Origin of the sequence: Aureimonas fodinaquatilis (assembly GCF_008369445.1) — a bacterium.
Classification (GTDB): Bacteria; Pseudomonadota; Alphaproteobacteria; order Rhizobiales; family Rhizobiaceae; genus Aureimonas; species Aureimonas fodinaquatilis.
In genome coordinates, this window is record NZ_VTWH01000001.1 from 1,295,654 (window position 1) to 1,309,023 (window position 13,370).

At 56.5% G+C, this 13,370-nt stretch carries 10 protein-coding genes; 5 read left to right on the top strand and 5 right to left on the bottom strand.

Features of this window, described 5'->3' with window-relative positions; all coding sequences use genetic code 11:
* Window positions 1–2: 2 nt before the first annotated feature.
* Complete coding sequence (locus FPY71_RS06010; RefSeq protein ID WP_188052225.1) at window positions 3–515, bottom strand: SixA phosphatase family protein; 513 nt, start codon at window positions 513–515, stop codon at window positions 3–5.
* Between the two features lie 203 nt (window positions 516–718).
* Between FPY71_RS06010 and dksA the strand changes: the two genes are divergently transcribed.
* A complete protein-coding gene (dksA, locus tag FPY71_RS06015; RefSeq protein ID WP_149298514.1) occupies window positions 719–1,135 on the top strand; it encodes an RNA polymerase-binding protein DksA in 417 nt (138 codons plus the stop codon).
* Between the two features lie 177 nt (window positions 1,136–1,312).
* Here the strand turns inward: dksA and FPY71_RS06020 are convergent, their stop codons facing one another.
* Entirely contained in the window at window positions 1,313–2,401 is a 1,089-nt protein-coding gene (locus FPY71_RS06020; protein WP_188052226.1) for a flagellar biosynthetic protein FliO, read from the bottom strand.
* Between the two features lie 313 nt (window positions 2,402–2,714).
* Between FPY71_RS06020 and cckA the strand changes: the two genes are divergently transcribed.
* The 3 genes from cckA (at window position 2,715) to alaS (ending at window position 9,355) form a co-directional block, all read left to right on the top strand.
* The gene (cckA, locus tag FPY71_RS06025) at window positions 2,715–5,249 is read left to right on the top strand and encodes a cell cycle histidine kinase CckA (protein ID WP_149298518.1); all 2,535 of its coding nucleotides are present in this window, start codon (window positions 2,715–2,717) and stop codon (window positions 5,247–5,249) included.
* Window positions 5,250–5,384: 135 nt separating this feature from the next.
* Entirely contained in the window at window positions 5,385–6,446 is a 1,062-nt protein-coding gene (recA, locus tag FPY71_RS06030) for a recombinase RecA (RefSeq protein WP_149298520.1), read from the top strand.
* Window positions 6,447–6,697: 251 nt separating this feature from the next.
* The gene (gene alaS, locus FPY71_RS06035; protein WP_149298522.1) at window positions 6,698–9,355 is read left to right on the top strand and encodes an alanine--tRNA ligase; all 2,658 of its coding nucleotides are present in this window, start codon (window positions 6,698–6,700) and stop codon (window positions 9,353–9,355) included.
* A gap of 92 nt (window positions 9,356–9,447) precedes the next feature.
* On the opposite strand, the gene FPY71_RS06040 is transcribed toward alaS, so the two are convergent.
* Genes FPY71_RS06040 through FPY71_RS06050 form a run of 3 tightly spaced genes read right to left on the bottom strand, consistent with a single transcriptional unit; the run spans window position 9,448 to window position 12,753 of the window.
* A complete protein-coding gene (locus tag FPY71_RS06040; protein ID WP_149298524.1) occupies window positions 9,448–10,194 on the bottom strand; it encodes an SDR family NAD(P)-dependent oxidoreductase in 747 nt (248 codons plus the stop codon).
* 21 nt (window positions 10,195–10,215) lie between these two features.
* Complete coding sequence (locus FPY71_RS06045) at window positions 10,216–11,211, bottom strand: GntR family transcriptional regulator (protein ID WP_149298526.1); 996 nt, start codon at window positions 11,209–11,211, stop codon at window positions 10,216–10,218.
* 6 nt (window positions 11,212–11,217) lie between these two features.
* Window positions 11,218–12,753, bottom strand: a complete 1,536-nt coding sequence (locus tag FPY71_RS06050; protein WP_149298527.1) for a UxaA family hydrolase — start codon at window positions 12,751–12,753, stop codon at window positions 11,218–11,220.
* Window positions 12,754–12,986: 233 nt separating this feature from the next.
* Here FPY71_RS06050 and FPY71_RS06055 point away from each other — a divergent pair.
* On the top strand, window positions 12,987–13,370 hold a 384-nt coding region (locus tag FPY71_RS06055), incomplete at its 3' end, for an amino acid ABC transporter permease (protein ID WP_149298529.1).

A 13,370-nucleotide genomic window follows, 5' to 3' on the forward strand; every position in this document is an offset into this window, starting at 1 on the left:
GTTCAGGCAATATCCGGAAGCAGCAGCTTTTCCAGCCTTGCAGCGCCCGGGCGCATGGCGCCGGCCAGACGGGGAACCTGCAGCACTGCGAGCACGCCGGTGGAAAGCCCGCCAGCCATAGCGGGTGGGACGCCGTCCACCTCCCGGCAGAGCGATATCAGAAAATCCTCCATGCCGGGATTGTGGCCCACAATCAGTGTTCCATCCTGCACGCCTTGGCATGTCAGGTCGTAGTAAACAGCTTCATCGGCATCATACAGCGCATCCACAAATTCGATTCGCGAATCGTCTTCGGCAATTCCCATGCCCCGCAAAGTCGCCCGGGTTCGTGCGGAAGGCGATGAAAAAACCTTGGAAAACTCCAGGCCCGCAGTTCCGGTTTTAGCCAGAAGACTGCGCGCCTGAAGCATGCCTCGCGTGTCCAGATCCCGCTGAAAATCACTCTGCCCCGGCATGGGTGGGGAGGCATGGAAGTGGCGAAGTAGGTAAAGCCGTTGGGCGAATGGTGCTGACATATGCTTATTTTGCCGCTTTCTGCGCGCTCTGCAACGGGGCATGTGACTGGTTGAGAAGCTTTAAACCATTCTTGCGTAAAATGCAGTAATTGCTAGTTCTGATGGCTGATGCCTTCGAAGGTATGTTGACAATAGAACCATCTTGTAGGGGCGAAAAACTGCCGGTATAAGCAGCGCAAAATGACGGTTATAGAGGAAGCGAAATGAGCGAAACTCTTCAAGTCGAAGGCGAACTCAGGGAAGATGAGCCTTTCATGAATGACCGTCAGCGGGAGTATTTTCGCAAGAAACTCCTTGCCTGGAAGGTTGAAATCCTGCGTGAATCCCGTGAAACGCTGGATGCACTTGCATCGGAAAACCCAAACCTTGCTGATGCGGCGGATCGTGCTTCTTCGGAAACCGACCGTGCCATAGAGCTGCGGGCGAGGGACCGGCAGAGAAAGCTCATCGCGAAAATCGATGCAGCTCTCGAGCGGATCGATGAAGGAACCTATGGTTATTGTGAAGAAACCGGCGAGCCTATCAGTCTGAGGCGGCTGGATGCGCGTCCGATTGCTACGCTTTCGCTGGAAGCGCAGGAACGGCATGAGAGGCGTGAGAAGGTTTATCGGGACGAGTAGAACCACTCATTGCCAAGCGTAAAATTAAAACGGCCGGATGAAAATCCGGCCGTTTCTTTGTCTGCAGCGTGTCTTCCAAAAGCGTTTCAGAAAGAGTGATTGATCTGAAACGCTTTAACTCTCTGTTTTTTCACATGGCCTCATCGCTAAAACGAGGCCGCATGAACGAGTTGGGCTCTAGCGCCGTTCTGGCGATTCGAGGGTGAAGTCGCGGAGCAACGCGTCCATTTCATCCTCAAGCGTTGGCATTTTCGTTGCTTCCTTGCGCGCAGCTTCCGGTTCCGGCTTTTCCGGTTGCGCTGTTGCGGCCGGTGCAGGGGTGGTGGCTTGCGCTGACTTTGCCGCTGAACGGGTGTTCAGTTCCGCTGTCAAAAAGCTTTCAATGTCATTTTTGGAAGCACCAGCATTGCCGGAGGGTGCCGGCGGCGTAACCGCCGGGGCGGTAGCCGCTGGTTTTGCGGTCAGTGGCTGCTGGCGCGGAATTTGCACATTGCTGGCAAAACTACGCACCTGAAGTGGTTGTGGCGCAGGGGTCGGCTCTGTTGACTCCGATTTGGCAAACTCCGCTGGTTCAGCCGCTGCTGGTGCTGCCTGCTGCGGAATGCCGGTCGTGCCGCGCAATTGCATGGTGCCAGAGCTTTCCGGCGCCTGGGGTGCGGGGCGGGCTGTTGGCAGGGTGGGCGTTGCCATGGAGCGCGGTGGCTGCACCGGGCGTGGTGGTTGAACCTGTGGCGCAGCCTGTGGAACGGTAAGGGTCGGTTCTGCCGGAGTTTCCAGCCTCGGCTCTGGCACTTCCTGTGCTACTGGCGCTACTGGCACCGCGACAGGCGCAGGCGCAGGTGCAGCGGCCGGCTTACGCACCTGCGCAGCCGGTGCGCGTGGCATGGCTACAGGTTCCGGCTCGGCCCGCTTTGGAGCAGCAGAGCTTTCGTTAGCAAAGGCGGGATCTATTCTTCGACCAGCCGGTTGGCGCACAATGCCGGACTCTATCAGCACGTCGTTCAATCCGCCGATCAGAACAAGATGTTCAACTTCGTCCCGGCGAATAAGAACCAGCTGCCGTTTCTGATCGACCGGGGTCATGTCCAGCACGGCAACACGCGGTTGGGCGTTGCGCCCGCGGTGCAGCCTGCCGCTGCCAGTAAGGCTGCGAAACAGTGCATAGATGAAATAGCCAATGATCAGAATTGCTGCGATGGCCAATATGACAGCGACAGCCGAGGCTATTCCTGCGCCCCCAAGAGCGTTAACGAGCCCCTCAAACATTCTACGGTCTCCCTGGTCGTCCATATTGGCCAGTGGTTTATCCGTTGGCTGCAATGGTCATTATATAGCTTCCTGCTGCAATTGCTGCCAGCAAACCGGCAGGCGCAGCACTCTGCACCGGTTCTGTTATGAAATCTTGCTCACATCAAGGGCCGCGACAGCTTTGAGTGGTAGAATTGCCAGCGGTGCTGAATATATTCCTGTAATCTGCGGCAGTTTTGCCGCTTCTGGACATGTAGCGCAGTTTCGCAGCAAGTTGCCATACAAGGCAAATAACCAACAGGACTCTACACCTTGGCCGATGGCTTCTCAAATGACTGCTGAAACTTCAGTTCCGCCCAAAAAGCCATTGGTGAACCGCAGTGCAGGGCACGCAAATGTCTGGCGGTTGCTGGCATTAAGCGCATTTCTGTTGGTCGTGGCGGGTGCATTGGCACTTTGGGGGCATGCGGCTGGCGGGTTCGCGGTTTTGGCGATTTTCGGGTTTCTGGCGGCAATCGGTGTTCTGGCATGCTTCGCGCTGGCGCTTGGCTTCCTGCAGTTTTCCACCCGATCTGCGGATGCGGGGCTGGCGCAGGATTTTATGGACAATCTGCCCGTTGGAACGCTGATGACCGATGAGCGCGGGCGAATCATCTATGCCAACCGGGCCTATGGTGAAGCCACGGGCATGCATTCGGCGCAGGATGCGCGCACATTTGAGCAGCTTCTGCTGCGAGAGCCTGAGGCGGCGGAAGCCACCTACCGTCTGTCCAATCTGGCCCGCGAAGGAGGTGACGGGCAGGAAGAGTTTCGCCTTTCCCGGGCCTTGTCCGGCAAGGCGCAGCCAACATGGTACCGGGTGCGGGTGCGCGCGCTGAATTCTGGCGCGCGGCGGCTGAGTGTCTGGGAAATCTGCGATATCACCGATGAGCGGACCGAACAGGAAACTTTCTTCCAGGAGCTGCAGGACGCTATCGACTATCTGGACCACGCGCCGGTGGGCTTTTTTGCTTCTGATGAGGTTGGCAGCATTGTCTACCTGAACGGAACGCTGGCAGGGTGGTTGGGACTGGACCTGACTGCACTGGACGCCGGGAAACTGGCAGTGGCCGATATTGTTGGCGCTGAGGGGCGAGCTTTGTTGCAGACCGCCGCCCGCGCAGAGGCCGGGCGTATGCGTGTGGTGGACGTGGACATGGTGACACAGTCCGGCAAGCGTCTGCCTGTTCGCTTGTTGCAGCAGGCCGAAACAGCCTCAGATGACAGGCTTGGTCGAATGCGCACCGTTGTTCTCAACCTTTCTGCCAGAAAAGAGCATGAGGTTGATGCGCTTGAAAAGGCGGAAATCCGGTTCAATCGCTTTTTCAATTCCTCCCCCATGGCCATAGCTTCGCTGAACGGAGCCGGGCATCCGGTTCAAGCCAATGCAGCGTTTGCACGCCTGTTTGGTGAAACCGTCGCTGATGGCACGGTCGCACTGGAAAAAGCCCTGCGTGATGAATCGCACGAGGCTATTCGCGGTGCCATGGAAACGGCCATGCAGGGGCGTGCGGGCATCCCGTCTCTGGATGTTGAGCTTGCTGGCGAAGACAGCCGTTCGGTGCGGCTCTACTTCAGCGCCGTGTCGGATATCAACGGCGAAAGCGATGAGGCTGCACTGGTCTTTGGTGTCGACTTCACCGACCAGCGCGCGCTGGAAGAGCAATTTGCCAAAGCTCAGAAAATGCAGGCAATCGGCAATCTTGCCGGCGGCATCGCGCATGATTTCAACAATGTGCTGACAATCATCACCGCGTCGGTGGATTTTCTGTTGCTCAATCATCGCAGTGGCGACCCCTCATTCCAGGACCTTTTGCTCATCAAGCAAAGTGCCAACCGCGCAGCATCACTGGTGCGGCAGCTTCTGGCTTATTCCCGCCGGCAGACCATGCGGCCGAAAATGCTGAACATGACGGATGTGGTTGCCGACATGCATTTGCTGCTGCGGCGCATTTCCGGTGATCTGGTCAAGCTGGAGCGGCACCATGCGCGTGACCTTTGGCCAGTGATGGCAGATATCGGCCAGTTTGAGCAGGTGATCACCAATCTCGTGCAGAATGCGCGCGATGCCATGCCGGATGGCGGCAACATCGCAATTTCGACGCGCAATGTTGCCTCCGCGGAAGTGGCAGGCTTTGGCTATCCCGAACTGACCTATGGCGATTATGTGCTGGTTGAGGTGGCGGATTCCGGTACAGGCATGCCGGCAGATGTTGCCGAGCGTATTTTCGAGCCGTTCTTCACCACAAAGGAAATCGGCAAGGGAACCGGACTTGGGCTTTCGATGGTTTACGGAATCATCAAGCAATCAGGCGGCTTCATTTTCGTTGATTCCCGAATGGGTGAGGGCACAACCTTCCGCATTTTCCTGCCACGGCATATGCCAGTTGAACCAGCGGTGGCGAAGGTCGAAACGACAGCCGAGACAGCGCATCCTGGCAGCAAGGTGGACTTGTCCGGTACAGCAACAATTCTGCTGGTTGAAGATGAAGACCATGTGCGTGCGGGCAATGTGCGGGCGCTGAAAATGCGCGGTTATGACGTGCACGAGGCGTCATCCGGCATTGAGGCACTGGCCGTCATGGAAGAAATAGGCGGCGAAGTGGATCTTGTTGTTTCCGACGTGATGATGCCGGAAATGGACGGCCCGACATTGTTGCGGGAAATGCGCAAGACCCGGCCTGAACTGAAGTTCATCTTCGTATCGGGTTATGCCGAAGACGCCTTTGCCAAAAACCTGCCCGAGGGTGCCCGCTTCGGCTTTCTTGCCAAGCCGTTTTCCCTTCGTGACCTGGCAGTTGCGGTAAAGGACATGCTGGAGGAATAGGCTTTTCCTCCCGCGCAAGGTGCAGAACAAAACAAGATCAAACACTTGCGTGATGAGAACAAAGTATGTACATTCAACCTCGAGCCGATAAGCGTTGCGCACCGCGACAACGCGTGAAATAAGGACCGGGCTGAGATGGCACAAAATTCACTTCGTCTTGTTGAGGATGTTTCGGTGGACAAAAATAAGGCGCTGGAAGCAGCACTTTCGCAAATCGAAAGAGCTTTTGGCAAAGGCTCCATCATGCGGCTTGGTGCTGCAGAAAAGCTGGATATCGAAACGGTTTCAACCGGCTCACTTGGTTTGGATATTGCGCTGGGCGTAGGCGGTTTGCCAAAGGGGCGAATCGTCGAGATTTACGGTCCGGAAAGCTCCGGCAAAACCACGCTGGCGCTGCACACCGTTGCTGAAGCGCAAAAAAGCGGCGGCATTTGCGCTTTTGTTGATGCTGAACACGCGCTTGATCCGGTCTATGCCCGCAAGCTTGGCGTCAACCTTGATGACCTACTGATCTCGCAGCCTGATACAGGCGAGCAGGCGCTTGAAATCGTGGACACGCTGGTTCGCTCTGGTGCCATTGACGTTTTGATTGTGGACTCGGTTGCCGCTTTGACACCGCGTGCGGAAATCGAAGGTGATATGGGCGATTCCTTGCCCGGCCTTCAGGCCCGTTTGATGAGTCAGGCGTTGCGCAAATTGACCGGCTCGATCTCCAAGTCGAAATGCATGGTCATTTTCATCAACCAGATCCGCATGAAGATCGGTGTGATGTATGGTTCGCCGGAAACCACCACTGGTGGCAACGCACTGAAATTCTACGCTTCGGTTCGGCTGGATATCCGGCGCATTGGTGCGGTTAAGGACCGTGAGGAAATCACCGGCAACCAGACACGCGTCAAAGTCGTCAAAAACAAGCTGGCTCCACCTTTCAAGCAGGTTGAATTCGACATCATGTATGGCGAGGGCGTGTCCAAGCTGGGCGAAATCCTCGACCTCGGCGTCAAATGCGGCATTGTTGAAAAATCCGGTGCGTGGTTCTCCTATAACAGCCAGCGTCTGGGGCAGGGCCGGGAGAATTCCAAAAACTTCCTGCGTGAAAATCCGGAAGTGGCCGCCGAGCTGGAAGCCTCTATTCGCCAGAATTCCGGGTTGATTGCTGAAAAGCTTCTGGAAGTGGGTGACGCTGAAGGCGAGTGATTGCCTTAAGCGGTCTGATTTTTCTGAATGGATAATGGTGCGGTTTTGCATTCGACTGAATGGCAAAGCCGCACCAGATTTGTTTGCGATGGCGGCTGTCAAACGCAAAAGCGCTACACAGCCGGGTTCAAATCTGCCGCTTCTCGTTTTCTACATTTCGTTTTCGTCTGAAACGCTCTAAAGCAGCATAGGCGGCTTGCTGGTTTATAAGGCAAGACCAAGCCACAAACTGCCATTCCAGGGTGTATTGAATGAACGGCGTTAATGAAATCCGGTCAGCGTTTCTGCAATATTTTGGCAAGCATGGTCATGAGCAGATAGCCTCGTCGCCGCTGGTGCCACGCAACGATCCGACATTGATGTTTACCAATGCCGGAATGGTGCAGTTTAAAAATGTTTTCACCGGCCTTGAATCCCGGCCTTACAACCGTGCAGCGACATCGCAGAAATGCGTGCGCGCCGGTGGCAAGCACAATGATCTGGATAATGTGGGCTACACCGCCCGCCACCACACATTCTTTGAAATGCTGGGCAATTTTTCCTTTGGAGATTACTTCAAGGAAAATGCAATCGAGCTGGCCTGGAACCTGATCACCAAAGAATTCGGGTTGCCCAAAGACAAACTTCTGGTCACGGTTTACCACACTGATGAAGATGCGGCCAATTTCTGGAAAAGCATTGCGGGTCTTCCGGACGATCGCATCATTCGTATCGCAACCAGCGATAATTTCTGGGCCATGGGCGACACCGGCCCTTGCGGCCCGTGCTCCGAAATATTCTATGATCACGGCGACCATGTGTGGGGTGGCCCTCCTGGCAGCCTGGAAGAAGATGGCGACAGATTCATTGAAATCTGGAACCTGGTTTTCATGCAGTTCGAGCAGATGCCGGGTGGGGAGCGGGTAGAACTGCCGCGTCCCTCTATCGATACAGGCATGGGGCTTGAGCGTGTTGCGGCGGTGCTGCAGGGCGTGCACAACAATTATGATATCGACTTGTTCCGCCAGCTTATCAGAGCCTCGGTGGATGTCATCGGCGCGCCGATAACGGATGAGACGGTTGCCAGCCACCGGGTTATTGCCGACCATCTGCGCGCGACCGCATTTTTGATTGCCGATGGCGTTCTGCCGTCCAATGAGGGGCGTGGTTATGTTCTGCGCCGCATCATGCGGCGGGCGATGCGCCATGCAAAACTGCTCGGCGCGCGCGAGCCGGTTATTTACAAGCTTTTGCCAACTTTGATCGGCGAAATGGGCCGTGCCTATCCTGAGCTGGGGCGGGCGGAAGCGCTGATTTCGGAAACATTGCAACTGGAAGAAAAGCGCTTTCTGGTCACGCTGGACCGCGGCCTTTCGCTTTTGAATGATGCAACGCAGTCCATGCATGCGGGTGACAAGCTGGACGGTGAAACGGCGTTCAAGCTTTATGACACCTATGGCTTTCCGCTGGATCTGACACAGGACGCTTTGCGAGCGCGTGATATTCACGTCGACCTGACCGGTTTTCAGGATGCAATGGCCCGCCAGAAGGCTGAAGCCCGCGCCAGTTGGGCAGGGTCGGGTGAGGTGTCTGACGAAACGGTCTATTTCGGTATTCGTGAGCGACTGGGTGCGACCGAGTTTCTGGGCTACGACACCGAAACTGCCGAAGGCCAGGTTGCGGCTATTGTCGTTAATGGCAAGGAGGTCGAATCGGCTGCCGAAGGGCAGGAGGCCTCAGTTGTGCTGAACCAGACGCCGTTCTACGGCGAATCCGGTGGCCAGGTCGGCGACATGGGTGTTTTGAAGGCGGAAGGCGTTACCTTCAATGTCAGCAGCACGCAGAAGGTCGCGGGCGGCTTGTTTGTTCATCGCGGTCAGGTGTCCCGTGGCACATTGGGCGTCGGTGCTGCGCTGGAATTGATTGTTGATCATGGAAGGCGCAGCAATATCCGCGCCAACCATTCGGCCACCCATTTGCTGCATGAAGGTCTGCGGGAAGTTCTGGGCACGCATGTTGCGCAGAAGGGATCGCTGGTTTCGCCGGAACGTCTGCGTTTTGACTTTTCGCACCCAAAGCCAATGGACGATGCGGAATTGGCAGAGGTTGAGCGGCTGGCCAATGAGATCGTGTTGCAGAATGCGCCGGTTGAAACCCGGCTCATGGCGGTTGATGACGCGATTGCCATGGGTGCAATGGCGCTGTTCGGCGAAAAATACGGCGATGAAGTTCGCGTGGTTTCCATGGGTCAGGCGAATGAAGGCGACAAAAAGGGCAAAACCTTTTCTGTCGAGCTGTGCGGCGGTACGCATGTTCGGGGAACTGGCGATATTGGGCTTGTTCATGTTCTGTCGGAATCTGCCGTTGGTGCAGGCGTCCGGCGTATCGAAGCTTTGACCGGCTCGGCGGCACGGGCCTATCTGCAGGAGCAGGACGCACGGGTGCGCCGCATCGCCGCTTCACTGAAGGTGGGTGCCGCAGAAATCGCTGATCGGGTGGATGGTTTGCTGGAAGAGCGCCGCAAGTTGGAGCGTGAACTGGCAGATGCCCGCCGCAAACTGGCTTTGGCGGGTGATGGCGGTTCCGCTGCACCGGCACCCAAACAGCTTGGTGACGTTGCTTTTCTGGGTCGTGTGCTGGAAGGCGTGCCAGCACGTGAACTGAAAGCGGTGGTTGATGGCATGAAGCAGGGGTTAGGCTCCGGCGTTGTGGCCGTGGTTGCCGTGGATGATGGCAAGGCCAGTGTCGTTGTTGGCGTGACAGACGATCTGACCAGTAAAATCAACGCAGTTGACCTTGTGCGCGCTGCGGCTGAAGCAATCGGCGGCAAGGGCGGCGGTGGCCGGCCGGATATGGCGCAAGCCGGTGGACCGGATGGCGACAAGGCTGAATTGGCAATTTCGGCAGTGGAAAAACTTCTGGCTGCCTGAGCGGATTGAGCATTAAAAAACGCCTCTGCATGGAAACGTGCAGAGGCGTTTTCGTCTTCAAGAATCACATAGTGCCTAAGGGCCAATGGGCCTTAGTAAACCGCGCGCCCGCCAGACAGGTCGAACACGGCGCCGGTTGAGAATGAGCAATCTTCGGAGCTGAGCCAGGCGATCATTGCCGCTGCTTCCGAAGGTTCCAGAAAACGATTCAGCGGAATTTTCGACAGCATATAGTCGATATGTTCCTGTTTCATCTGGTCAAAGATCGGCGTGCGTGCAGCCGCCGGAGTCACCGCATTCACCAGAACGCCGGTTCCGGCCAGTTCCTTCCCAAGCGATTTGGTCAAGCCAATCAAACCCGCTTTTGATGCGGAATAGTGGGAGGCGTTCGGGTTGCCTTCCTTGCCTGCGATGGAGGCAATATTGACGATACGCCCATAGCCTTTTTCAATCATGCCCGGAACAACGGCGCGTGAGGTGAGGTAAGGGGCTACAAGGTTCACTTCCAGAACCTGCCGCCAGACATCCGGCTGCAATTCCCAGGTTTTGCCATTGCCGCCGGTAATGCCGGCATTGTTGACAAGGATGTCGATCTTGCCAAACTGGTCGCGCACGGCATCGGCTGCCTGACCAACCACGGCTTCATTCGTCAGTTCCACAACCTGACCGCTGGCCTTGCCGCCAAGCCTGGCAATGGCTGCATCAATTGCGGCGGGGTCAATGTCCCAAATGACCGCATGGGCTCCGCTTTCAATAAAGCGCTTTGCAGTCGCCTCTCCCAGTCCGCGTGCCCCTCCTGTTACAATGGCGACGCGCCCGTTCAAGTCAATCTGGTTCATAACCCCTCCCGGTGGATTTGCTCAGTCCATGATGTAGTCAATTGCCGTAGCGGAAAACCGTGAGTGGAATTCCGCCAAGCGATCTGCACCCTTTTCGCGCGAGATGACAAGGTGTTGCAACAGGGCATTGCAAGCTTCGTCGGTATCACCTGCCTGCAGCGCGCCGACAATCGCAAGGTGTTCTTCCAGAAACGCGTCTGTGCTGGGCGTGCGCATGAGAATGCTCTGCATGTGTTTGCCGGAAATCTGCGAGGCGCGAGACCGCAGCAAAGCTTCGGTCAGGTCCCTGTTGGGGCAGAAGGAAAGGCAGGTGCCGTGCAGGTCTTCTTCCAACAGGCCAAGCTCTGCCATGCCAATATCCGGGAAGCGGGTGGTGGCATTTTGCAACCGCTCGGCAACCTTTGCCAGAACAGGTGCCGGTAGCAGGGGCGCTGCGGCTCTCAGGGCCACAGGTTCCAGCAGTTCGCGCAGTTCATACAGGTCGCGCAGGCGCTTCTGATCCAGCGGAACAATCCACCAATGCGCTTTCTCGCCTTTCACCACAACACCGGCCTGCTGCACTTTGAGCAGAATTTCCCGGGCAACAATGCGGCTGACGTCGTAGTGGCGCGCCAATGCCAGTTCGTTGACCCGAAACCGCCCGAAAAGCGAGCGCTTCAGAATCTCGCGCTCAACTTCGTAATACAGGGTTTCGGCCACACTCAAACGCTCAGGCGCAAGTTCCTGAGCAGAATCAGCCAGCATTTCGGCAGTGATATCCAGGCGCAGGGGCGCATCGGCCTTCCCAACCATGAGTCCACGACCGGCAAAGCGAAACAAAAGCCCCTCTGATTCCAGCTGTGCCAATGCCTGTTTGACCGGCGAGCGGCTGGAATTGAAAAGTTCGGCCAGAGGGCCTTCCAGCAACACGGCACCATGCGGCAACGATCCGCGCGCAATGCTGGCGCGAACCGTGGCACAGATCCGGGCATAGGCTGGTACGCGCCCGCTGGATGATGTTTCAAAAGGAGCGTTCATTCCGCCTCAAGTCACAGCGCCCAACTGCCAGGGCACAAATTCATTATCGCCGTAGTCATAGGTCTCGCTTAATGGCGCTTCGCCGGAAGCAACTGCAATGATCTTGTCGAAAATCCGCTGCCCGGAGGCCTCAATGCTGTCTTCGCCAGTAACGATGCCACCGCAATTGATGTCCATGTCATCACTCATATGAGTGTACATTTCATTGTTGGTGGCAACCTTGATGCAGGGCGCAGGCTTGAAGCCTGAAACCGAACCGCGCCCCGTGGTGAAGACCACAAGCTGACAGCCGCCGGCTACCTGCCCGGTGACGGCGACAGGGTCGTAGCCCGGTGTGTCCATAAACACAAAGCCGGTCTGGTCAATCAGCTCGGCATATTCATACACAGCCTCAAGCGGCATGCTGCCACCCTTGGCCACTGCGCCCAGCGACTTTTCCAGAATCGTGGTCAAACCACCTGCCTTGTTGCCGTGCGACGGGTTGTTGTTCAGCTCGGCACCATGGCGGGCCGTGTATTCACGCCACCATTCAATGCGGTCCATCAGTTTCTGTGCAACGGCAGGGGTTGTCGCACGGCGAGTCAGCAGATGTTCGGCACCGTAGATCTCCGGTGTTTCACTCAGCACGGCCGTTCCACCGTTTTCCACAATCAGGTCTGCGGCATATCCCAGCGCCGGATTGGCCGAAATGCCGGAATAGCCATCAGAACCGCCGCACTGCAGCGCCACCTTCAACTTCGACAGCGGCTGAGTCGTGCGCTTTACAGCGTTAACCGCGGGCAGCATTTCCTTGATGATGTCACTCGCGACCTCAATGGTCTTGCGCGTGCCGCCAAGCTGCTGAATGGTCATGGTGCGCAGGAAGGGGCCTTCCTCCAGGCCGTATTTTTCGGTGATGAACGAAATCTGGTTGGTCTCACAACCCAGACCGATCATCAGAATGCCACCAAAATTCGGGTTGCGGGCATAGCCGTTCAGCGTCCGGATCAGGTACTGATAGCCTTCGGTCTTCATGTTGATGGCGCATCCGGTGCCGTGCGTCAGCGCCACAACTCCGTCAACATTATCAAAGCCGTTCAACCCGCCGCCACGATTGAAATGGTCGGCAATGGCCCGAGACACGGTGGCAGAACAATTCACTGAAGAAATGATGCCGATATAGTTGCGTGTTCCAACCTGGCCATCCGGGCGCAGATATCCTTCAAATGTGCGGCGCTCATTTTCCGGCAGCAACGGAGTTTCCCGGCCATCGGCAGCGAATTCGTGGCGCACATCACTGTCCTGCATTTCCAGATTGTGCAGGTGGATGTGCTCACCGGGCTCAATTGCCCGTGACGCAGTGCCGATAACCTGCCCGTATTTCAGCACAGGCTCGCCAGCGGCAATGTGGCGCACGGCCACCTTGTGCCCACTGGGTATCGTGGCACTGGCGATAACGCCGGGCGCAACGGGGGTTCCGGGCTCTACTGCCAACCGTGCAACGGCTACATTATCGCGCTGGTTGAGAATTATGGTGGCGGAAACGTCATTAACGGATGACATGGCGACCCTTAGAATTTTTAAAATTGATCATTGCCTACAATAGCCATTCTATGATAGCGCTGCGTTAGTCAAGAAAAATCAACGGACTTTTGCAAGCGAAATGGGAGGTTTTCCGGTACTAACGCAGAAGATATAAAGTTTTTGTGTCTTTATGGCGTCTATTGGTCCGGTTTGCCATTAAAACTCTAAGTCTAAATGCTGGCGCGGAATGTATTCGCGCAGACGGAGCTTTTGTGTCTTACGAATTCGACTTTTCATTTTTGTCGAGCTACATGCCAGAGCTTTGGATCGGTGTTCAGCAGACTATCTGGATGACACTGCTTTCCATCGTTCCCGGCTTTGCGCTTGGCACATTCTGCGCGGTGTCCCGGCTCTATGGCGGGCCTTTCGCACAACGCGCGGTCACGATTTATGTGGAGGCGATCCGCAACACCCCATTGGTCATTCAGGTTTTCTGGCTGTTCTTTGGTCTGGCTGTGCTGGGCGCGCGCATAGGTCCGTTCAATGCGGCGGTGATTGCGCTGACCATCAATGTCGGGGCCTACACCACGGAAATCATGCGGGCGGGCTTTCTCAGCATTCCCAAAGGCCAGCTTGAGGCGGCCTCCTGCCTGGCC

What these genes read in the sequence shown, in the direction of transcription:
- FPY71_RS06045 (WP_149298526.1), bottom strand. Translation starts at nt 11,211, where the DNA reads ATGAACGCTCCTTTTGAAACATCATCCAGCGGGCGCGTACCAGCCTAT.
- cckA (WP_149298518.1), top strand. Translation starts at nt 2,715, where the DNA reads ATGACTGCTGAAACTTCAGTTCCGCCCAAAAAGCCATTGGTGAACCGC.
- FPY71_RS06050 (WP_149298527.1), bottom strand. Translation starts at nt 12,753, where the DNA reads ATGTCATCCGTTAATGACGTTTCCGCCACCATAATTCTCAACCAGCGC.
- recA (WP_149298520.1), top strand. Translation starts at nt 5,385, where the DNA reads ATGGCACAAAATTCACTTCGTCTTGTTGAGGATGTTTCGGTGGACAAA.
- FPY71_RS06010 (WP_188052225.1), bottom strand. Translation starts at nt 515, where the DNA reads ATGTCAGCACCATTCGCCCAACGGCTTTACCTACTTCGCCACTTCCAT.
- dksA (WP_149298514.1), top strand. Translation starts at nt 719, where the DNA reads ATGAGCGAAACTCTTCAAGTCGAAGGCGAACTCAGGGAAGATGAGCCT.
- FPY71_RS06040 (WP_149298524.1), bottom strand. Translation starts at nt 10,194, where the DNA reads ATGAACCAGATTGACTTGAACGGGCGCGTCGCCATTGTAACAGGAGGG.
- FPY71_RS06020 (WP_188052226.1), bottom strand. Translation starts at nt 2,401, where the DNA reads ATGTTTGAGGGGCTCGTTAACGCTCTTGGGGGCGCAGGAATAGCCTCG.
- alaS (WP_149298522.1), top strand. Translation starts at nt 6,698, where the DNA reads ATGAACGGCGTTAATGAAATCCGGTCAGCGTTTCTGCAATATTTTGGC.